Source organism: Spirosoma fluminis, assembly GCF_054778895.1.
In genome coordinates this window covers 227,164-246,756 of record NZ_BAAGZD010000013.1, presented here as the reverse complement: position 1 = coordinate 246,756, position 19,593 = coordinate 227,164, and the positions used below count along the sequence as shown (strand labels likewise).

Annotated in this window: 20 protein-coding genes and 1 pseudogene; 14 read left to right on the top strand and 7 right to left on the bottom strand. The window is 51.3% G+C overall.

Translation table 11 applies throughout. The features are described 5' to 3' along the window. Window positions 1-719: 719 nt before the first annotated feature. Window positions 720-1,712 carry a type I glyceraldehyde-3-phosphate dehydrogenase gene (gap, locus tag ACYVBJ_RS16975; RefSeq protein WP_460983491.1) on the top strand — a complete coding sequence of 331 codons (993 nt, stop codon included), beginning with the start codon at window positions 720-722 and terminating at the stop codon, window positions 1,710-1,712. Window positions 1,713-1,804: 92 nt separating this feature from the next. Here the strand turns inward: gap and trmB are convergent, their stop codons facing one another. From trmB to ACYVBJ_RS16960, 3 genes are read right to left on the bottom strand one after another with little or no spacing between them, the layout of a single operon-like run. Further along, window positions 1,805-2,467, bottom strand: a complete 663-nt coding sequence (gene trmB / locus ACYVBJ_RS16970; RefSeq protein WP_460983490.1) for a tRNA (guanosine(46)-N7)-methyltransferase TrmB — start codon at window positions 2,465-2,467, stop codon at window positions 1,805-1,807. A gap of 2 nt (window positions 2,468-2,469) precedes the next feature. After that, window positions 2,470-3,756, bottom strand: coding sequence for a bifunctional folylpolyglutamate synthase/dihydrofolate synthase (locus ACYVBJ_RS16965; RefSeq protein WP_460983489.1), 1,287 nt, complete (start codon window positions 3,754-3,756; stop codon window positions 2,470-2,472). Then, window positions 3,756-4,700, bottom strand: a complete 945-nt coding sequence (locus ACYVBJ_RS16960; protein ID WP_460977524.1) for an energy transducer TonB — start codon at window positions 4,698-4,700, stop codon at window positions 3,756-3,758. The genes ACYVBJ_RS16965 and ACYVBJ_RS16960 overlap by 1 nt, the downstream gene beginning before the upstream one ends. A gap of 170 nt (window positions 4,701-4,870) precedes the next feature. Between ACYVBJ_RS16960 and menD the strand changes: the two genes are divergently transcribed. The 3 genes from menD to ACYVBJ_RS16945 all read left to right on the top strand — a co-directional run bounded on the left by menD (window position 4,871) and on the right by ACYVBJ_RS16945 (window position 8,393). Next, window positions 4,871-6,607 carry a 2-succinyl-5-enolpyruvyl-6-hydroxy-3-cyclohexene-1-carboxylic-acid synthase gene (menD, locus tag ACYVBJ_RS16955; protein ID WP_460983488.1) on the top strand — a complete coding sequence of 579 codons (1,737 nt, stop codon included), beginning with the start codon at window positions 4,871-4,873 and terminating at the stop codon, window positions 6,605-6,607. A gap of 109 nt (window positions 6,608-6,716) precedes the next feature. Next, window positions 6,717-7,286 carry a Crp/Fnr family transcriptional regulator gene (locus ACYVBJ_RS16950; RefSeq protein ID WP_460983487.1) on the top strand — a complete coding sequence of 190 codons (570 nt, stop codon included), beginning with the start codon at window positions 6,717-6,719 and terminating at the stop codon, window positions 7,284-7,286. 69 nt (window positions 7,287-7,355) lie between these two features. Beyond that, window positions 7,356-8,393 carry an alpha/beta hydrolase family protein gene (locus ACYVBJ_RS16945; RefSeq protein ID WP_460983486.1) on the top strand — a complete coding sequence of 346 codons (1,038 nt, stop codon included), beginning with the start codon at window positions 7,356-7,358 and terminating at the stop codon, window positions 8,391-8,393. A gap of 64 nt (window positions 8,394-8,457) precedes the next feature. Here the strand turns inward: ACYVBJ_RS16945 and ACYVBJ_RS16940 are convergent, their stop codons facing one another. Continuing rightward, entirely contained in the window at window positions 8,458-9,495 is a 1,038-nt protein-coding gene (locus ACYVBJ_RS16940) for a tetratricopeptide repeat protein (protein ID WP_460983542.1), read from the bottom strand. A gap of 79 nt (window positions 9,496-9,574) precedes the next feature. Between ACYVBJ_RS16940 and ACYVBJ_RS16935 the strand changes: the two genes are divergently transcribed. The 3 genes from ACYVBJ_RS16935 to cobA all read left to right on the top strand — a co-directional run bounded on the left by ACYVBJ_RS16935 (window position 9,575) and on the right by cobA (window position 13,001). After that, the gene (locus ACYVBJ_RS16935; protein WP_460983485.1) at window positions 9,575-9,823 is read left to right on the top strand and encodes a hypothetical protein; all 249 of its coding nucleotides are present in this window, start codon (window positions 9,575-9,577) and stop codon (window positions 9,821-9,823) included. Window positions 9,824-10,017: 194 nt separating this feature from the next. Next, entirely contained in the window at window positions 10,018-12,171 is a 2,154-nt protein-coding gene (locus ACYVBJ_RS16930; protein ID WP_460983484.1) for a nitrite reductase, read from the top strand. Between the two features lie 68 nt (window positions 12,172-12,239). Next, the gene (gene cobA, locus ACYVBJ_RS16925) at window positions 12,240-13,001 is read left to right on the top strand and encodes a uroporphyrinogen-III C-methyltransferase (RefSeq protein WP_460983483.1); all 762 of its coding nucleotides are present in this window, start codon (window positions 12,240-12,242) and stop codon (window positions 12,999-13,001) included. An 83-nt stretch (window positions 13,002-13,084) separates the two neighbouring features. Here cobA and ACYVBJ_RS16920 read toward each other — a convergent pair whose 3' ends face one another. Continuing rightward, window positions 13,085-14,137, bottom strand: a complete 1,053-nt coding sequence (locus tag ACYVBJ_RS16920; RefSeq protein ID WP_460983541.1) for an LLM class flavin-dependent oxidoreductase — start codon at window positions 14,135-14,137, stop codon at window positions 13,085-13,087. Window positions 14,138-14,754: 617 nt separating this feature from the next. Here ACYVBJ_RS16920 and ACYVBJ_RS16915 point away from each other — a divergent pair. The 5 genes and pseudogenes from ACYVBJ_RS16915 to ACYVBJ_RS16895 all read left to right on the top strand — a co-directional run bounded on the left by ACYVBJ_RS16915 (window position 14,755) and on the right by ACYVBJ_RS16895 (window position 17,348). Then, the gene (locus ACYVBJ_RS16915; RefSeq protein WP_460983482.1) at window positions 14,755-15,030 is read left to right on the top strand and encodes a redox-active disulfide protein 2; all 276 of its coding nucleotides are present in this window, start codon (window positions 14,755-14,757) and stop codon (window positions 15,028-15,030) included. Between the two features lie 158 nt (window positions 15,031-15,188). Next, window positions 15,189-15,443 (top strand): annotated as a pseudogene (locus ACYVBJ_RS16910) (DUF3667 domain-containing protein); the annotation flags it as partial. A gap of 48 nt (window positions 15,444-15,491) precedes the next feature. After that, window positions 15,492-16,004 carry a hypothetical protein gene (locus tag ACYVBJ_RS16905; RefSeq protein ID WP_460983543.1) on the top strand — a complete coding sequence of 171 codons (513 nt, stop codon included), beginning with the start codon at window positions 15,492-15,494 and terminating at the stop codon, window positions 16,002-16,004. Between the two features lie 69 nt (window positions 16,005-16,073). After that, the gene (gene bla / locus ACYVBJ_RS16900) at window positions 16,074-16,883 is read left to right on the top strand and encodes a subclass B1 metallo-beta-lactamase (protein WP_460983481.1); all 810 of its coding nucleotides are present in this window, start codon (window positions 16,074-16,076) and stop codon (window positions 16,881-16,883) included. A gap of 18 nt (window positions 16,884-16,901) precedes the next feature. After that, on the top strand, window positions 16,902-17,348 hold the full coding sequence (locus tag ACYVBJ_RS16895; RefSeq protein WP_460983480.1) for a VOC family protein: 447 nt from the start codon (window positions 16,902-16,904) through the stop codon (window positions 17,346-17,348). Window positions 17,349-17,369: 21 nt separating this feature from the next. Here the strand turns inward: ACYVBJ_RS16895 and ACYVBJ_RS16890 are convergent, their stop codons facing one another. Continuing rightward, on the bottom strand, window positions 17,370-17,681 hold the full coding sequence (locus ACYVBJ_RS16890; protein ID WP_460983479.1) for a GNAT family N-acetyltransferase: 312 nt from the start codon (window positions 17,679-17,681) through the stop codon (window positions 17,370-17,372). Between the two features lie 95 nt (window positions 17,682-17,776). Here ACYVBJ_RS16890 and ACYVBJ_RS16885 point away from each other — a divergent pair, with 95 nt between their 5' ends. Then, window positions 17,777-18,739 carry a helix-turn-helix transcriptional regulator gene (locus ACYVBJ_RS16885; RefSeq protein ID WP_460983478.1) on the top strand — a complete coding sequence of 321 codons (963 nt, stop codon included), beginning with the start codon at window positions 17,777-17,779 and terminating at the stop codon, window positions 18,737-18,739. A gap of 103 nt (window positions 18,740-18,842) precedes the next feature. Then, complete coding sequence (locus tag ACYVBJ_RS16880) at window positions 18,843-19,259, top strand: DUF3224 domain-containing protein (protein ID WP_460983477.1); 417 nt, start codon at window positions 18,843-18,845, stop codon at window positions 19,257-19,259. A gap of 67 nt (window positions 19,260-19,326) precedes the next feature. Here ACYVBJ_RS16880 and ACYVBJ_RS16875 read toward each other — a convergent pair whose 3' ends face one another. Further along, window positions 19,327-19,572: a hypothetical protein gene (locus ACYVBJ_RS16875; RefSeq protein WP_460983476.1), complete on the bottom strand. Its 246-nt coding sequence runs from the start codon at window positions 19,570-19,572 to the stop codon at window positions 19,327-19,329. Window positions 19,573-19,593: the final 21 nt, after the last annotated feature.

Genomic DNA, 19,593 nt, shown 5'->3' with positions numbered 1-19,593 from the left:
TCGCTCATTCTACAATTATGTAGACAGGATTAGTTACATGTAGTCAGGCTTAAGAGAACACACGGAAAGTTAAGCGAATGATACGTATTGACTTATTAAAAGCATTACTGAAGCTGTATAGGATCTTAAGCGATAGGACAAAAATGAAACGTGTTTCCTCTTGTTGAAAGCCTTTCGTACAAGAAGCAAGACTTTGTCAGTGAACTCTTGTTAATGTTGGAATAACAGGTATTACAAATCAATAAATCAGTATATATCGGCTGTGACTATACAGGAACGTAAAATAGTCTCCCCTATTCTCGTTGTCGACCAGCTGTAACCATTTTGGTCATTAGCATGAATTAAAACTGAAATGATAGTGGACTGTGGATTAATACAATGAGGAGTTAGCCAATATGAACTGATAGAATACTAATTTAATCGGTATTTAGTAATTTAGATTTATATCAGTAATAATTTAGCAAGAACAATAAAACCATGTACTTTCTTTAGTAAAATAATAGTATTTAGCTAATATATTTAGCATATTATGCCTATTGTGCCAATAATATTTAGCTTCCACTAACATTAATACTAATTTATTACTAAATTTTACCATATTTTTAGCGATTGCTAAATTTCCCTCTTTGGAATTGCTAAATTTCCCCTACTACTATTCGTGTTTAATAGACCTTATTAAATCCGTATATTTGGCCCGAAAACAAACCAATTACTTGTTCATGGAAAAAATTCGCGTAGCCATCAATGGCTTCGGTCGCATTGGACGGTTGTCGTTCAGAAGACTACTTGAGAAAGAAAACATTGAGATAGTCGCTATAAACGACCTAACGGACAATGCAACGTTAGCACACCTGCTTAAATATGATTCGGTACACGGCAAATTCCCGGGTGAAGTTCAGTCTGACAATGACAGCCTGACCGTAAACGGTACCCGTATTAAAGCTTATGCCGAGCGTGATCCTAAAAATCTGCCCTGGAAAGATCTAAATATCGACGTGGTTCTGGAATCAACCGGCCGCTTTGTCGATGAGGCTGGCGCAGGCATGCACCTACAGGCAGGTGCTAAAAAGGTAGTCATTTCCGCGCCTGCTAAAGGCAATATTCCAACGGTGGTTCTGGGTGTAAACGACGATACACTCACTGGTCAGGAGACCATTGTCTCGAATGCTTCATGTACCACGAACTGTTTGGCTCCAATGGCTAAGGTGCTCGATGACGTATTCGGCATTGAGAAAGGGTATATGACCACAATTCACGCTTACACCGCTGATCAGAACTTGCAGGATGCCCCCCATTCAGATCTACGTCGGGCTCGGGCAGCCGCCTTATCGATTGTTCCTACCTCTACCGGTGCTGCTAAAGCAGTTGGTCTGGTTCTACCCCAGCTAAAAGGCAAATTGGACGGAAACGCAATGCGGGTTCCTACTCCGGATGGATCGCTAACCGATCTGACTGTAATTCTAAAGCGGGAGGCATCTGTTGAAGAAATTAACAATGCGATAAAACAAGCCTCAGAAACCACATTAGCTGGCATTCTGGAGTACAGCACAGATGAGATTGTATCGATTGACATCATTGGCAATCCTCACTCCTGCATTTTCGATTCTAAACTGACAACTGTAAATGGCACACTCGCAAAAGTTGTCGGCTGGTACGATAATGAATACGGATACTCAAGCCGCGTTGCCGATCTGATGACAAAGTTATTTTAAGTCTGTAACAACATTTAAACTCGTTAACATAATATCATTAACAAGTTTAAATAAACATAAGTAAATTAATAAAGTTAAACGGGTGCGATAAGTTAAATCGCACCCGTTTTGCATTGTAAATAGTTAATTGTAAATCCTCTGTCGAAGAACATTTGCTCGTATTTTGTCTTTATACCGATGTGAATTTGGTTTAATGGCGACTTGTATAAATCGGTTGTCCATTGTAAATCTGTGAATCCTTCTTCCTTTACTTTTTCCAGACTATAGGCAAACAACTCCGGATTGTCGGTCTTTAAATGCAGGGTGCCCGACTTTACCAGCAACGATTTATAAAGCATCAGAAAGCGAGGGTACGTAAGCCGATGCTTTTCCTGCTTAGGACGTGGCTGCGGATCCGGAAACGTTATCCAGATTTCGCTGATTTCCCCTTCGGCAAAGAATTCAGAGATGTAGTTAATATCCGTCCGGAGAAAGGCTGCGTTAGTTAACCCCAGCACCTGAGCCGCTTTTGCCCCTCTCGCAATACGATCTCCCTTTATATCGACACCAATAAAATTTACGTCTGGATACGCTTGTGCTAGGCCTACTGTATACTCGCCCTTACCACATGCGAGTTCAACAACAATCGGATTGTCGTTGTTAAAGTACTCAGTACCCCAATTGCCTCGAATGGTTTTGTACTGCGGTTTACCAACTTCAATTACATTTCGGCTCTCTGCATTTTGCAGAAAGAATTGTTGTTTTCTACGAGTCACGATTATAAATCAATTAATTCAGCAACGATATAGTTACTCCCGGTAATAACAATTACATCGTTCGTAACCGATTGACTAATAGCAGCTTGCAGTGCTTCATTTACATTTGTATACACACTGCCGAGTATGTTAAATTCAGCAGCTTCCGCCTGTAATTGAACTGCCGACAATGAGCGTGGTGTGTGCGCTTGACAAAAGTAAAATGTAGCCTGCGGAGGTAGTACGTCAAATAAACCTACACGATCCTTATCCGCTACAAACCCCAGTACAATTCGCAGTTGATTAATGGGCAGCGTCTCAACAGTTTCAAATAAGGCCTGTAAACCGGGGCGATTATGAGCGGTGTCGGCGATCACGAGCGGCTGCTCCTGGATCGTTTGGAAACGCCCCTTTAAGCCGGTTAAGGACGTTACGTTAGCCAGTGCCGCTTTCTGAGCAGCGACCGAAACCGGGAAAACAGACTGTAAAACGTCGACGGTTTCCATTACGCCCGCTATGTTACGTAGCTGATAAGCACCCGGTAGATCCAAGGAAAAATCGATTGCAGATTCTTCCTTGCCAAGTATCGTTATCTGCCGACGTCGGGCTACTATTCCCTTGTCCTGGATCCGGTAATGTTGATCCGCAAAACGAATAGGTGCATTTACTTCTCCGGCCACATTAAGAAAAACAGGCTGAGTTTCGGGCTGCATTTCGCTAATAATAACGGGTACCTGCGCCTTGATTATACCCGCTTTTTCGGCAGCAATCTGGGGTAAGGTATCGCCTAGAATATCGGTGTGATCGAATCCGATATTTGTAATCAGCGAGGCAACCGGCGTAATGATATTCGTCGAATCGAGCCGCCCACCCAGCCCGACTTCAATAATGGCCAGGTCGACCGCCTGTTTCGCAAAATAATCGAACGCCATGGCTACCGCCACTTCAAAAAACGAAGGCTCAATCCGTTCGATCAGCGCCTGGTTGTCGACAACGAATTGCGCCACTTTTGCCTCGGCAATCGGCTGTCCATTCAGACGGATACGTTCGGTAAAGGATTTGAGGTGCGGTGACGTATACAAACCGACCCGATAACCGGCAGACTGATAAATAGCCGCCAGCATGTGCGAACTGCTTCCTTTGCCATTCGTCCCCGCTACGTGGATGCTGCGGAATTTCTGGTGGGGATTCCCAAGCGCTTCACACAACGCAAGGATGTTGGTCAAACCCGGCTTAAGAGCTTTCGGACCTATTCGATGAAAAACGGGGAGCCGACTGTAGAGATAGTCGATCGCTTCCGAATACTGCATTAATCTCGGGCCTTAATAATAAACGTAATGGTTCCGGTCGACGTGGGGGGCGTTGCTCCTCCTTTGGGCCGCAGTCGGAGCCGCTGCACAGCTTTTCGGTATACTTCGGCCACCGAAGGACTCACCGTTGATTGCTGCTGCTGCACCCGAACGATTTCGCCATCACCGTCGACGGTGATGCGAAAAACAATTCTGCCGGTTTCATCGGAGTCGTCATTTACGTTCGGGCGGCTGGCCAGCGACCATCCGGACACGTCGAAGGCTACGCCCGAGGAAGCGCCACCTGGGGTACCGTATAAACTTTTCGCGTCAATCTTTCCGTTGGGATTTCCTTTATCACCTACCCCATCGGCGTCATCGCCGTTGTTATTACCTCCCGTACCCGACGCTTTGCCAACTGTTCCGTTCGATCCACCCCCGCCCGATGATTTCTTAAATAAGGCATCGTTATTTACCGTTTCGACCTTTTTAGCCGGTACCGGTGGCGCAGTACGTTCAACGGGTGCTGTGGGTTTGGGTGCTTCGACCCGTTTGGGTTCCGGTCGCTCGGGAGTTGTAACGGGGCTTTCGGCCTTGCTGGTGATGATTGGTTTTTCGGTCGATGTCTTGGCCGGCTTCGCGTCCTCTACTTTAGGCGTTGGCGTAGCCCGCGTTCGTTCTAAGCGGGGCGTCGTGTTTTCTTTAGGATTCGGGCGGTTTTCCGACGGTTTCACATCCACAGGATTCGGCGAGTCCGACGCTTTGTTATACGTCTGAATTTTACCGCTGCCGCGGGCATCCGTGCCGAAGTTTACCTCCACAAATTGAATGGGGGGCGGATTGGGAATCGTTTGCGACAAGTGCACGAACAACAGCACCAGCACGAGCAGGACGTTTATCGTCAAGGCGCCCGCAAACGATTTTAGCCGGATTTCTTTCTCGTTCTCAAAGGTAATACGGTCCATAAAGAGATGTTTTCGTTGGTATAACGCAGAAGGCGTCCGCTTCGTTTATGCCCGGAAGGAAAGGCCTAAGCTTACCGCTTGAGCAAAGTAACAGAAAAACCTCGACAGCCGGCGGGTCAGACCATCCCGTTCGTGGTTATGTTTGTATCCGCAACCCGTTTTACCGCATCATGCCTGTTCTGCAACCGATCGTCGACATCGCTGAACTTCTCGCCCAAAAAGGAATCTCTCAGGTTATCGTTTCGCCCGGCTCCCGCTCGGCTCCCCTGACCCTGGCCGTCGCCCGGCACCCGCGCCTGCGCGTTCGGGTCGTGGCCGATGAACGGTCGGCGGGTTTTACGGCCCTCGGTATTGCTCAGCAAAGCCAGACACCGGTCGCGCTCATCTGTACGTCGGGCAGTGCCGTATACAATTTGGCACCCGCCGTTGTCGAAGCGTACTTCCAGCAGGTCCCCCTGATCCTGTTAACCGCCGACCGTCCGCACGAGTGGCTGCATCAACAGGATGGGCAGACGATTGATCAGGCTGGTCTGTTCGGCTCACACGTTAAGCGGGCGTATGACCTGCCGGCCGACTACACCCATGTCGACGCGCGCTGGTTCATTGAGCGTTCCCTGAATGAGGCCATCAACCTAAGCCAAGCCTATCCTGCCGGACCAGTACATGTAAACGTACCGCTGCGGGAACCGTTTTATCCAGCGCCCGACGATACGTTCAGCTACAGCCCCGTACGAATTATAGAAACCTTGCCGGCCCAGCCTACGCTTCCGGCCGAAGCCTGGCATAGTTTACTAAACGAGTGGGATGGTCAGGAACGGATTCTGATTGCCGTAGGACAACTGCCCTGCGATCACGCCCTGGCGGCCATCCTGCGAAAAATCAGCGACGAGTTAGGCGTACCGGTAGTCGGCGAGATTATTAGTAACCTCCACCGGAACGACGTATTTATTACCCATACCGATACGTTCCTGGCCGGGATCGACGAGGCCACCGGGAAATCGCTCCAGCCTGATCTGCTCATCACCCTGGGCAACTCGTTTCTGACCCGGAATCTCAAAACGTTCCTCCGGAACTATCCGGCGCGCCGACACTGGCATATCCAGCCAGCCATCGACCGAATCAATGATTCATTCCAGAGTCTGACCACCCTGATTCCGGCCGAACCGCTGGCTTTCCTGGAGAAACTATTTGCGGATGTCGATTACCAGCGGTTTTTACAGGGCGATGACGAGGAAGAGTCCGGCGATTTCGTTCATCGTTGGCAGACATTTGACCATCAAGCCGCCCGGCTCGTTCAGCAAACCCTCACTCAGCCGAATCAGCCCTTAACCGACTGGTCAGCCGTGCAATCGGTCCTTGACGCCTTACCCGAACAGTCCGCCCTGCATCTGGCCAACAGCATGCCAGTGCGCTACGCGAACCTGTGCGGACTTGACCAACGCCAGCAGATCCGGGTGTTTGCGAACCGGGGAGTCAGCGGGATCGACGGTTGTTTAAGCACTGCCCTCGGCGCAGCCCTCGCCACCGATCAGCTCGTTACGCTCCTCATCGGCGACATCGCCTTTTTCTACGACCGGAACGCGCTCTGGTCGGCTCCCATCCCTCCGAACCTCAGGATCGTATTACTAAATAATGACAGCGGGCATATTTTCCGGCTGATCGACGGCCCCGGTCGCCAGCCCGAGCTGGAAACGTATTTTGAAACGCCCCACGGCTACACGGGCCGCAACACGGCGGCTGATGCCCATCTGGCTTATGTCGACTGTTCGACGCAGGAACAGCTCCAGACCCTCCTCCCCGATTTCTTTAAACCGGGCAATGAGGCCAAGTTGCTGGAGATTAAAACAGACAAATACGACAACCACGCCCAGTTCCTGGCCTATAAGTCGGCGATACATATAAAATAGTTTAACAACTATACCGATCGGTATAGTTGTTAAACTGGAGTTAAAATGAGTTATATCCTTTGTCTAAAGCTGTAGAGCTTTAGCGCCCGTTGGTCATCTACCATGTTCTATGCATCCTGCCCTGCAAACTTATCTGGCCGATAAACTTGTCCTCTCCCCTGAACAGGAATCAATCGTTAGCAGCTACTTCAAATCTAAAAGGACGAAGCGGAATGAGATCCTCGTACCTAAGGGTAGCGTGGCTCGCTACGTTTATTTCGTCGTAAAAGGATGTCTACGCGTATTTTTGACCGATGACCAGGGAAATGAATCAACCCGTTTTCTGGTTTTGGAGGGCCGTTTCGGAACGGCTTTTCCCAGCTTTGCTCTTCGTCAGCCTTCGATCGCTTCCGTACAAAGCCCGGAACCATCCGAATTGCTCATGCTCAGTTATGAGGATCGACAGGCGCTTTATCAGCGTATACCAGGCTGGGAAACCCTGGATCGAATTGGCCTCGAACTCGATTATATTGAGTCCATTCAACGTATTGAACACTTTATTTCGTTAGACGCTAAAGGTCGGTATGATACGCTTCAACAGACCAATCCAGAGATTATTCAACGATTGCCTGCTAAAATCATCGCCGATTATCTGGGTATTTCCCAGGAAACGTTGAGCCGATTAAAGGCAAAACGGTAGTTTGTTGATTTTTGTCAATCTTTTTTCCGTGTTGAGCGGCTTGCTTTGTGGCAACAAGTCGATACAACGATGTACCATTTACGAATTATTATCCTTTATTGGCTGCTAGTGCCGCAGCTTAGCGTTGCCCGCTACCCATCACCTACTCAGATCGGTCAGCAAACCTTTACGTTCATGAATCAGAGCCGTCACCGCCCGGTAGTGACGGAAGTATGGTACCCAACCGACGACACGTTGAAAGCGAGTGACAAGCTATTTTCTCCCTTCATTCGTCAACATACGGTGCGCAACGGGCAATTGCCTGACCGCAAAATGCCGCTGATCCTATTGTCACACGGTACCGGGGGTGGCCGATTGACCATAGAGTGGTTAGCGCAGGGACTGGTTCAGAAAGGCTATATTGTAGCCGCTGTCGATCATTGGGGAAATACCTATGATAACAAAGTACCCCTCGAATTTCTCAAGTTCTGGGAGCGCCCGCTGGACATTCAGTTTGCGCTGAGCGCATTGTTGACCAATACCCCGTTCAGTAGGGTGATTGATCCGCAACGCATAGGCGCGGCTGGATTTTCGTATGGAGGTTATACGGTCATCGCTCTGGCCGGGGCTGTGCTCGATCATTCAGCCCTACTCACCTATTATAAAACGAAGGGGCGTCAGGAAATTGATATTCCCGAACTTCCGGGCCTGGCCCAATACCTCGACGACCCAACTCTGCAAGCCGCTATGCAGAACATACCACATCTGCGGGATGATCGAATCCGTGCATGTGTGGCGATCTCACCGGCACTCGGCCAGGGGTTTGTCCGCAAAGAGCAGATGAAGGCTATTCAAAAACCTATGTATATTATCGGTTCTCAAAGTGATCGCATAGCGCCAGTACAAACAAATGCCTACCACTATCACACGCTCATTTCAGGATCCAGCTACTTCGAATTTGGCGGTAAAACTGGTCACTATGTAATGCTGAATGAAGCCATTGAGGACGTCAAAAAGTCTGACCCGACTTACTTTACCGATGATCCTACCGTAGATCGTCATAAAGTCCACGCTGAAGTTATTCGTTTAACCGAACTGTTTTTCCGAAAAAAACTGTCTGAACATTGACCCTGTATTCTATTGACCCCGCAAAATGGGGTAGATATACCTGCATAAACGGGTGTATTGCTCTTTACGGACACTGCGTCTTTCGGGCCTGAGCCGCCTGAGCATCCCCCGCCGATTCACCCCGTTGCCAGGCCTCGCAGGCGGCCGTCTTATTCCCGGTCTGGATTTCGGCCCTACCTATATAATAATAGAGCGCATCGACGGAAGCATCCAACTTTTCGGCCGTCCGAAATTCGGCCAGTGCCTTTGCCGGTTGTTTCTGGTCCAGAAAGTAAAAGCCCAGGGTTCGATGCGCCCAGGCGTTCCGCCCATCGCGACGTAACGACTCCTCAACCAGGGGCAGAGCTTCGGCCGGGCGCCTGAGCATCAACAGCAGATACGCTTTATTGTTCAGGTAGTACGGCTGACCGGGCTGCGCGGCCAAAGCCTGGTCAACGAACGATAGAGCCTCGGCGTATTTTTCCGTACGGGCCAGCAGCAGACTCTGGTTGTTCAGAGCCGCGTCCTGGTTCGGGTTCAGTTGCAACGCTTTTCGGATGTCCTGTTCCGCCTGATCGTATGCTTTCTGGCTGAAATAAAGGGCACCGCGGTTGGTGAGCGCTTCGACGTTGTTGGGGTTAAGCTGCAAGGCCCGATCATACGCAGTCTGGGCCTGCAGCGGGTTGTTGAGCCGAACATACGTATCGCCCAGCCGGGTTTGATAAAACGTGGAATCCCGGTACGTTTTTTCGATTCGCTGAAGATCGGCTAAGCTTCCGGCAGCATCGCCCGTTTCTAACCGGACTTCCGCCCGATTGAAAGAGGCCGTTGCGAAGTCGGGGTCAAGGTCAAGTGCTTTGGTGTAATCCGCCAGCGCCCCCTCCCGATCGTCGTTCCGAAATTTGGCTAACCCCCGATTATTATAAGCGTCGGCAAAATCCGCTTTTTTCTCGATGGCCTCCGAGTAATACCGGATGGCCTCCCGGTACTCCCGTTTCTGCAGTTGAACGTTACCACGCAGAAAAAACTGAGCCGCTTCATCCGCCGTCTTATCCCCACAGCCAATCAGGAAATGAAAGCAACCCAGCCATAGCAGCGGAATGACAACGATTCGCAACCGCATCTGCGTAATCCGTACCTTTGTCGTATACAACCTCAACTCATTTCTCATTCGTTCCAGTTACTAATAAGTCACTTGTCCCATGCGTTTTGTTCAGGATATCCCCCACCCTCAGTTCCGAATCGGTCTCTACGCCTGGAACGGCAAATATATCGTCAAAATCGAAGCCGGTCCGTATGAGCAGACCTATAAGGTTAGTGAACTGGACCTGACCGCCCCAGAGGACGTACCAACTATGCTCGACGAGACGTTTCTGAGCCGGGTAGCTCAGCGTTTTCAGGAGATGGATCTGGACTGGCAGGCCGCTGGCGAACGGAACAACCTGTTCTGATCGCTTGTTATCCGGGGGAACCCCGAGGTTGTATAACGAATCGCTATCGACCATAACCAGAAGTTGGGCTTCCGCCGAACTTTACAAAGGGCGAAACCCTTTATACTTGTACAAAGAAACGATACCCAACGCCGGAATGAACCGGCGTTTCGTTTTAATGAATTAGTTGATTATTTCTATAGACTATATACTTTATGTCTATCCAACTCACAGACCGAGTAAATGAAGCGGCCCGTCGCGACATTCTGGATTTAGAACGCAAGATTAGCTCTTTTCGCTCCGGCGACATTCCCGAGGAAGCCTTTCGCAAGTATCGGCTCACCCGTGGTGTTTACGGTCAGCGGCAACCCGGCGTTCAAATGGTTCGGATTAAACTGCCCCACGGCCGCATCACGGCTGATCAACTCATTCGCATTGCCGACCTGTCCGATACCTACGCAACCGGCAATCTGCACGCCACGACCCGGCAGGATATTCAGCTCCACTTCGTGAAACTGGCCGACTCGCCCCAACTCTGGGCCGCCCTGGAGGACGCCGGCATCACGATCAAAGAAGCCTGTGGCAACACGGTTCGGAACGTAACGGGATCAGCCCGGGCGGGTATCGACCCCGAGGAGCCGTTCGACATTACGCCCTACGCCTACGCCATTTTTGATTACTTCCTGCGCAACCCAATCTGCCAGGATATGGGACGTAAGTTTAAAATATCGTTATCCTCCAGCGAAAAAGACTCGGCCTACGGCTACATGCATGATGTCGGGCTGGTCGCACGCATTCAGGATGGCAAGCGAGGCTTTAAGGTCATGCTGGGCGGTGGTCTGGGTGCTCAGCCATTTCCGGCCCAGACGGCGTTCGAGTTTCTGGAAGAAGATCAGGTTGTTCCGTTTATTGAAGGCGTCATCCGGGTATTCGACCGCTACGGGGAACGGGTGAAACGCCACAAAGCCCGCATGAAGTACCTCCTGAACGACATTGGTTTGGAAGAACTGCTCCGGCGGGTCGACGAAGAGCGGCCAGCCCTGCGCGTTCAGCAGTTTAGGGTATCCACCCCTACTGGCGAAGTCGATCCGGCCGCGCTGACCACCGATTTCGTCGCTCACTTAACGGACCAAACTGCGATTGAAGCTCTGCCAAAGTATCAGGCCTGGCTAAAAACAAACGTGTTTGAGCAGAAGCAGGCGGGTTGGTACGCCGTTCAGCTTCGGGTGTTACTGGGCGATATGCACTCGGATACCGCTCGCGCACTGGCCCAGATCGTGAAGCAGTACGCAGCCGACGACATTCGGGTAACGGTCAACCAGGGGTATCTCCTGCGGTTCATCCGGCCTGAGAATTTACCCGCTGTATTCGAAGCACTCGACAGCCTGGGGCTGGCGGAACCCGGCTTCGACACGACGGCCGACATCACCACCTGCCCCGGTACGGATACCTGTAACCTCGCCATTTCGAGCAGCTACGGCATTACGCGGGCGCTGGAAACCATGATGCGGGACGAATTTCCGGATCTGGTGTTCAACGACGACATCAAGATCAAAATTTCGGGGTGCATGAACGGCTGCGGCCAGCATTCCGTAGCAAACATTGGCTACCACGGTTCGTCGCTGAAGAATGGCGCGTACGTTTTACCGGCCCTACAGGTTCTGCTGGGCGGTGGTTTCAACGGCAAGGGCGAAGGTCTGATTGCCGATAAAGTCATCAAGATCCCGTCGAAACGCGGTCCGGAGTCGCTGCGGTTTCTCTTACGCGATTTCGAGACGAACGCCTTCGACGGGGAATACTATAGCGACTATTACGCACGGCAGGGTAAAAATTATTTTTACCAGTTGCTGAAGCCCCTGGCCGATCTGAAAACCCTGCAGGATAGTGACTACATCGACTGGGACCATACCGAACAATACGTAACCGAGGTAGGGATTGGGGAATGTGCCAGTGTCCTGATCGACCTGGTCGCTACCACCCTGACCGAGGCAAGCGAGAAATTAGGGTGGGCGCAGGAAGCGTTAGCCGAAGGTCGGTGGGCCGACGCGCTCTACCATTCGTACAACGTGTTCATTACGGGCGCGAAAGCCGGACTGATGAGCCGCGACGTACCAACCAATACCCAGCACGGCATTGTGAGCGACTTCGATAAGACGTTCGCTGGTGAGTCGAACTTTCACCAGACTGAAGGCGAGTTCAGGACGCTGGTGTTCAGCATCAACAAGCAGGAACCTTCGGAAGCCTTTGCCCGTGACTTCAACGCACAGGCGGAAGCATTTTTAGGGGCCATTCAGGCGTACCGGAATTTGCAGATCGAACTGGAAGGGGTTCCTCATCTGCACGAGTTAACACAGGCGCAGGATAGCTAATAGCAAAAAGGAACGAGCGATTTATCACCTGACGTTTCCCTCGTTCCTTTTCTTTCTCTCATTAACGAATGAAACTTACGCTCGTAGGGGCCGGTCCCGGAGATCCGGACCTGATAACCGTTAAAGGAATTCGGGCTTTGCAACAGGCCGACGTCGTGATGTACGATGCGCTGGTTGCTCCCGAGCTGCTGGATTATTGCCGTCCCGAGGCTCTGAAAGTATACGTAGGAAAACGCCGGGGTGCCTATTCCTGTATGCAGGAAGACATCAATCCGCTCATTGTGCACTATGCCCAGCAGTACGGTCATGTGGTTCGGCTCAAAGGGGGCGACTCGTTTGTGTTTGGTCGCGGCTACGAAGAACTGGAATACGCCCAGCAGCAGGGCGTTGAAACAAGCGTCATTCCGGGCATATCGAGCAGCTATGCCGTGCCCGCTTCGGCGGGGATTCCGCTCACCTCGCGGGGTGTTTCAGAAAGCTTCTGGGTGGTGACGGGGACGACCAAATCGGGGCAACTGTCGAAGGACCTGCATCTGGCCGCTCAATCATCCGCCACCGTCGTGATCCTGATGGGTATGCACAAACTGCCCGAAATAACGGCCCTGTTTGCCCAGGTCGGGAAAGCTGATACGCCTGCGGCCATCATCCAGAACGGAACCACCGCCGACGAACGCGTTGTGCTTGGGCGGGTATCAGCGATCGTGGAGCAGGCCGAAGCAGCGGGTCTAGGCAATCCTGCCGTCATCGTTATTGGCGACGTAGCCGGACTACCAAACCCTACGTACCGGGAACTGCTGGCGACAGCGGGCACAAGCGACGAAAACGACTAGTCACGTATTGAATACACCTGAATCAATAATGCAGCAGGCGGCCTTATGGCCGCCTGCTTTTTGAGGACCACTGCTGACGCCAGCTACTCCCCAACCTGGGCAACACTTCCAACGGCCTTTTTAACGGCCGGAGCAACCACGGTACCCAGCAGTTCGATAGCGTGCAGTACGTTCGCATGGGGTAACGTACCCACACTGATGTGGAACAGAAAGCGGGTATTCCCGAATAATTCATACTCCCAGAGAATCTTCTCGATAACCTGCTGGGGGCTTCCGACCAGTAATGATCCTTCCGGCGAACGCATGAGATCGTATTGACCTCGGGACATCGCCGACCAGCCCCGCTCCCGGCCAATCTGGCTCATTACGTAGGCATACGGGCCGTAAAACTCATCGGCCGCCCGCTGCGAATTGTCAGCAATATAGCCGTGCGAGTTGATACCCAACTGAAGCCTGGCGGGATCATGGCCCGCTTTAACCCAACTGTCTTTATAAAGGTTAGTGAACGGAACAAACCGCTCGGGCATACCGCCAATAATGGCCAGCGCCATAGGCAGCCCATAACTGGCGGCCCGAACGACCGACTCCGGCGTTCCCCCTACGGCTACCCAGATGGGCAGTTCCGGCTGATACGGCCTTGGATAAACACCCCGGTTATCGATAGAAGGCCGGTGATGGCCCTGCCAGGTTATTTTTTCACTTTTATTTAACTTGGTCAATAAGTCCAGCTTCTCGGCAAACAGGGAATTATAGTCCTCCAGGTCATTGCCAAACAGCGGAAACGACTCAATGAACGAACCCCGGCCCGCCATGATCTCGGCCCGGCCTTTCGACAGCAGATCGACATGGGCAAAATCCTGGAACACCCGAACCGGGTCGTCGGAGCTTAACACGGTTACGGCGCTGGACAGTCGAATCTGTTTCGTTTTGACCGCTGCGGCCGCTAAAACAACCGCCGGCGATGAGACGATAAAATCAGGTCGGTGGTGTTCGCCGATCGAAAAAACATCCAGACCGAGCTGATCGGCCAGTTCAATCTCTTCCATCAGATTCATCATCCGCTGGTGTGGGCTAAGCAGTTTACCCGTAGCCAGATCAGGCGTGTTCTCTACGAAGGTGGTGATGCCAATTTCCATAAATGATGTATCTACATCTTTTTTTACATAACGCATAAATATGAGAAAAACGTTGCGGCAATTTCAACAATCTCTCTTTTTCTGACAAGATGCCTGACGGTGGCCTTCTTGCCTGGCCCTTAGCTGAATACAGCTACGTAACAAATTGAATTTAAATCGAATGTCGTATTTTGTTTGCTCCAGGCCCTCTTGTTCGTGAGCGGATGATTCGACTGGTCTGGCCGATCTGCCGACTCTCCTTTTCCCGGCAACTCCTGTAACCTCTTCCTCAACTCGTATAAAACCTTCCTTTCAGATCGGGCAGGGTCACTTCTTTTCCTTTGCCCTGCCCGGTCGAACTGCCTACTATGTAACAACACTATCAGATCAATCAGCAGGGAAACATTCTGGGGACAAATAACCCAACGGTTAACCCTAATACCGGCCCAACCCACGAATGGCGGCCGTTGAATCCCATAAAACGCTGATGGTTACGTCTGTCGGCTCCTTCATCATCGTTGAAAGCTAAATTAAGGGTGATAAAGACCTTCTTTTGATACGTCAGGTTTGGATTTTCGAGTTTGGTATGGCAAATTGACCTTGGAGTTGAGAAGATACGGAAATTGTACAGCCAGCCAATGGCGACAAGCCAAACGAACCAGATGAAGAGCGCCAACTTGCAGGACATCAGTAACGACGCCCTGCTTCAGCTAGAGAGGTCGATAAAAATATTGGTAGGTGTACTCATCGGCGCGCTGCTTGTGTTGCTGATTATCGGGATTGAGTTCACCCTCAAGCGGGGATTTGACGCGTTCATCATCATTCCGTTCGCTCTGCTACCCATCGTACTTATAAACGCCAACAGTCTGAAGGATATAAAGAAAGAACTCAGTTCCAGAAAAACCGTGCTTTAACAGAACGAGTGAGTTTGACCAACGTACTGCAGAATGCTCGCTTACCAGACTAGTTAGCCTTTCTGGCACCTCAGTGGCTACTTTGCAGTTGACTACCCGTTTAGGTTATCAATATATTGTTTAGTTTAGTACGATAAAGTCACCGGAGGCTTCCTACAATGACAACCTGTACCAATTGCGGAACCAATTTTGAAGGACGGTTTTGCTGCAACTGTGGGCAAAAAAAGTATACGGATAAAGACAAATCACTAAAGCACCTGCTAGAAGAACCACTCCATTTTATAACCCATTTCGAAGGAAAGGTTTTTACTACGCTTAAAGCCATATTTTTTCATCCGGGCCGATTAGCAACGGACTACAGTAGCGGTATCCGTCTGAAATACTATAAGCCTATTTCATTGTACCTGCTCATTGTTGTCGTGTACCTTATTTTCCCGCTGTTTTCCGGCTTGAATATGGAGATGAAGTACTATAAACGACTGGACATCTCCGGGCCGTTTATCACAAAGCAGATCGAAACCAAACTAAAAACCAACGCTGTAACCGAAGAACAGCTTACCGAAAAATTCCATCAGAAATCGCAGAGTACATCCAAACTGCTGCTATTCCTCCTGATTCCACTTTCGGTACCTATTATTTTTCTGCTTTACTTTTACAAGAAAAGATGGGTGTTTGACAATTTTATATTAGCCACTGAAATCAATAGTTTCTACCTGCTCGTCCTGTATCTTCTTTTTCCGGTTTTGTTTATTTTATTTCTCAGGCTTGTTCATTGGCAGTCCAGCGAAAGCGTCGTGAGTAGTATACTGGCTGTTGTATTCTGGCTGTACACGTCCCGTATATTCTATAATGTATTCCGGGAAAAATGGTGGATTTCCGTCAGCAAAGGCTTGCTGTTTGCGTTCCTTCATACGATGATGGTTCATGTTGTATACAAGACTATAGTGTTTGAAGTAACGTTTGCTTTACTCTGATTTCAGGTCGTCATACGTGCTCTACGTCCCTGATTACCTGACGTATCGTTGCCCTTCTATCTCTTTATCATGCGCATTCTGATTGCTTTCGTTGTCTGTTTTTTGGGGTATGGGGTCGCTCCTGCTCAAACTGCCTCTAAACCTAAACTGACCGTTACCCCGCTTACGGATCGGGTGTGGGTGCACGTTACGTATGGCATCTATCAGCAAACGGCAGTTCCCTCGAACGGACTGATCATTAAGACTAAGGAAGATGTCGTGCTGGTCGATACGGGCTGGGATAGCGATGGCAATACCGACAATACCCGGCAATTGCTGCAATGGATTGCCGACAGCCTGCGGCAGCCCGTTCGGCTTTGTCTTGTCACGCATGCCCACGAAGATCGAGTTGGTGGCATCAGCGAACTGCGTAAAGCGGGCATACGGGTTGTCAGTACGCCGTTGACCGCCCGGAAGTCCGTTACATTAGGCTACCAAGCCCCCGACGGTATCCTGTCGGCCGACACTACGTTCACCATTGGTGAAGTTCCTATTCGTTGTTATTTTCCGGGCGAAGGCCATACCAGTGACAACATTGTTGTCTGGCTGCCCAATCAGCAGATTCTACACGGGGGCTGTTTTGTAAAAAGCGTAGCGGCTTTCGGTATGGGAAACGTAGCCGATGCGAACCTCAACGAATGGGGCAATTCCGTTCGGCGCGTCATAAAGGAATTTGGTACGGCCAAAGTCGTGGTGCCGGGTCACGAGAGCTGGGGCGATACCCAGTCGCTCGAACACACGCTCAGGCTGCTGGAAAAGCATGCAGCGGCTAAACGCTTACGATTCATTCCTTTCCAAAAAGGAATATGTTCACGAACGGAATGCCCCCACTATCCTTAGCGATCAACGCCTACACTCATGAAAACAACAGAGCTGCGTATTATTCTGACGGTCGAGAACCTGGATGAAGTCCTGACCTTTTATCGGGATGCCCTGGGACTGAGTACGTCAAAAGAATGGCACGAACCGACCGGAGGGGGCATTATACTGGACGCCGGCCGGGCTTCGCTGGAATTAGTTGATAGCCGACATGCGGCCACAATCGACGCGATTGAAGTGGGCCGACGCATCGCGGGTCCGGTACGCTTAGCCTTTAAAGTTGGCGACGCCATCGCCGGCGCGGGTGAGGAACTGGTTCAGGCGGGTGCCATAAAGCTGGCCGACGTAACACAGGCCCCCTGGAGTCGGGTGCAGCGTCTGCAGGACCCGGCGGGCATGCAATTCACCCTGTTCGAAACCTCAACGTTACGCGACGTACCGCCCCCTGAATCCGGGGAACGTATCGATAGTTCTCCGCTGGATTAGCTTCTGCGCGACGCTCCACGTTTAAAAATCGTCGACGGTATAGGCTGTTGACACAACCCGGTTCCAGTCGGGGTGACGTTTGAGATACACGGATACAAACGGGCAAAGCGGGACGATTTTCAACGCGTTCCGTTCGGCGTATTCCAGTACGCCCTTAACCAGATGCGACCCAACGCCCTGGCCTTCAAGGCTCGGGTCCACTTCGGTATGGGTCAAAGCCAGCGTTTCGTCATCGACGCGCTGGTACTCGACCACGGAGAGTTTATCACCGGTTTTCAACTCAAAGCGGTGTTTGTGCGAATTGTCGGTAACGGGTGCGTCAGCCAGATTCATGCGGTTTTCGGATTGTATACAGACTTTACCCCAAAACAGGCCGACTTGTTCAGCGATCCGGTTTATTTTCGCCCTAAAATTGTCCCCGTCCTATCATGAACCGTCTTGATCGCCTGACTGCCATTCTGATTCACCTGCAAACCAAACGCGTGGTTCGGGCTCAGGAGCTTGCCGATCGGTTTGGCATCAGCCTGCGTACGGTCTACCGCGACGTCCGGTCGCTGGAAACCGCCGGGGTACCAATTGGTGCTGAAGCGGGCGTCGGCTATTTCCTGACCGACTACCACCTGCCTCCGGTCATGTTTACGAACACCGAAGCCAGTGCGTTGCTGCTGGGGGGGAAACTCATCGAAAAATGGGCCGACGAGTCAGTCCGGCGCGAATTTGAGTCGGCTCTGTTCAAAGTAAAGTCGGTGTTGAAACGAACGGACCAGGAATATCTGGACGATCTGGCTCCCAATCTGGATGTATCGGCACCGGCCGGGCAACCGGTGTACGCGAACAGCCTGCTGAAAGATATTCAGCATGCCATCGGGCAGCATCAGGTGCTGCGCCTTCACTACTATTCGGCCTATAGTGAGGCCGAAACCCAGCGCGATGTTGAGCCCATTGGCCTTTACCACTACGGCATGGCGTGGCACCTGATTGCCTTCTGCCACACCCGACAGGATTACCGCGACTTTCGGGTCGATCGCATTCGCGAACTGTTTAACACCGGCCAACGATTTGCGCGTCACGAACGCCTGACGCTACAACAGTATCTCGACCGGATGGGGAACGATATGCCGTCGATCGCAGTAACGGTTGTTTTTGAGAAGAAAGTATGTCCCTATATACAGCAGCAACGGATTCTATACGGGTTTCAGAGCGAAGAGATAACGGGCGATTACGTCCGCATGAACTTTCTGACGCCCTATATTCAGGGACTGGCCCGGTGGCTGCTCATGTACGGCAAAACGGTAACCATTGAGCAGCCCGATATGCTGATCGGGCTGGTCCAGAACCTTACCGAAGAGCTGCGCGACCATTATTTGCTGGAGCCGTCGGTCCTGCCCTAACCCAGAGCCCCGATTCGGGAATTTCTCCTCTTCCCTGCTGACATACGGTTGTCACGGCCTGCGTCGATCTTTCGGTTATAGTTTTCATTAACCGAACAAGGTCATGCACACCCAGGTTTCCGCCCAGTTGATCCACGTAGTACGTATCACCGAAAGCTGGCAGGAGGTTCCGTACGATGAACTAAGTGGAGCCCCAACGCTTGTCCGGGCATCGGTACGTAGTCGGCTCGAAGGCAACCTTGACGGCGAGAGTTGGGCCGAATACCTGATCACGTACCGTAGCGACGGCTCGGGCAGCTTCGTTAGTACCGAACGCGTCATTGGCCAGATCGGTGATCGTTCCGGCAGTTTCGTGGTCCAGGGGGTTGGTACGTATGAGCAGGGAACTGCCACGGGACAGCTAACCATTGTGCCGGGCAGCGGCACCCGAGACTTCACAAACCTGCGTGGTCAGGGCAGGGTTTTGGCCGCGACCAGCCGTTATTCGACCATCATGCTAACGTGTGAATTATCCGCTTAGCCGGGAGTAAGGGGGCTACTGCGACGTTTTAGGCTTTGGCGTTACGTTCGAGAACGAGTTTTATGAGTTACTTCACACGCCAGCCCCTCAGGCCGAACTCAGTTTTCTGTTGCCTGACCATCCAACCCAACAGCCCTTGTTTCAACCAGCCTTTGAAAGAAGTAGACCAGACGTATGATCGCATTCGGGCATTCCGATCGCTCTGGAAATACGTAATGCGCCGTGGGGCGACCGCCACTTCTGCCTCACGGATCCGAACGGCGTCGGTATTGACATAGTCACCTACGCCCCGCCAGAAATTGAGCAGGTCCAAGCGCAGGATCGCCGGCGGCCC

What these genes read in the sequence shown, in the direction of transcription:
- ACYVBJ_RS16935 (WP_460983485.1), top strand. Translation starts at nt 9,575, where the DNA reads ATGCGTTTTGTTCAGGATATCCCCCACCCTCAGTTCCGAATCGGTCTC.
- ACYVBJ_RS16895 (WP_460983480.1), top strand. Translation starts at nt 16,902, where the DNA reads ATGAAAACAACAGAGCTGCGTATTATTCTGACGGTCGAGAACCTGGAT.
- gap (WP_460983491.1), top strand. Translation starts at nt 720, where the DNA reads ATGGAAAAAATTCGCGTAGCCATCAATGGCTTCGGTCGCATTGGACGG.
- ACYVBJ_RS16950 (WP_460983487.1), top strand. Translation starts at nt 6,717, where the DNA reads ATGCATCCTGCCCTGCAAACTTATCTGGCCGATAAACTTGTCCTCTCC.
- ACYVBJ_RS16940 (WP_460983542.1), bottom strand. Translation starts at nt 9,495, where the DNA reads ATGCGGTTGCGAATCGTTGTCATTCCGCTGCTATGGCTGGGTTGCTTT.
- bla (WP_460983481.1), top strand. Translation starts at nt 16,074, where the DNA reads ATGCGCATTCTGATTGCTTTCGTTGTCTGTTTTTTGGGGTATGGGGTC.
- ACYVBJ_RS16890 (WP_460983479.1), bottom strand. Translation starts at nt 17,681, where the DNA reads ATGAATCTGGCTGACGCACCCGTTACCGACAATTCGCACAAACACCGC.
- ACYVBJ_RS16960 (WP_460977524.1), bottom strand. Translation starts at nt 4,700, where the DNA reads ATGGACCGTATTACCTTTGAGAACGAGAAAGAAATCCGGCTAAAATCG.
- ACYVBJ_RS16905 (WP_460983543.1), top strand. Translation starts at nt 15,492, where the DNA reads ATGAAGTACTATAAACGACTGGACATCTCCGGGCCGTTTATCACAAAG.
- ACYVBJ_RS16885 (WP_460983478.1), top strand. Translation starts at nt 17,777, where the DNA reads ATGAACCGTCTTGATCGCCTGACTGCCATTCTGATTCACCTGCAAACC.
- ACYVBJ_RS16920 (WP_460983541.1), bottom strand. Translation starts at nt 14,137, where the DNA reads ATGGAAATTGGCATCACCACCTTCGTAGAGAACACGCCTGATCTGGCT.
- menD (WP_460983488.1), top strand. Translation starts at nt 4,871, where the DNA reads ATGCCTGTTCTGCAACCGATCGTCGACATCGCTGAACTTCTCGCCCAA.
- cobA (WP_460983483.1), top strand. Translation starts at nt 12,240, where the DNA reads ATGAAACTTACGCTCGTAGGGGCCGGTCCCGGAGATCCGGACCTGATA.
- ACYVBJ_RS16945 (WP_460983486.1), top strand. Translation starts at nt 7,356, where the DNA reads ATGTACCATTTACGAATTATTATCCTTTATTGGCTGCTAGTGCCGCAG.
- ACYVBJ_RS16915 (WP_460983482.1), top strand. Translation starts at nt 14,755, where the DNA reads ATGGCGACAAGCCAAACGAACCAGATGAAGAGCGCCAACTTGCAGGAC.
- ACYVBJ_RS16965 (WP_460983489.1), bottom strand. Translation starts at nt 3,756, where the DNA reads ATGCAGTATTCGGAAGCGATCGACTATCTCTACAGTCGGCTCCCCGTT.
- ACYVBJ_RS16930 (WP_460983484.1), top strand. Translation starts at nt 10,018, where the DNA reads ATGTCTATCCAACTCACAGACCGAGTAAATGAAGCGGCCCGTCGCGAC.
- ACYVBJ_RS16880 (WP_460983477.1), top strand. Translation starts at nt 18,843, where the DNA reads ATGCACACCCAGGTTTCCGCCCAGTTGATCCACGTAGTACGTATCACC.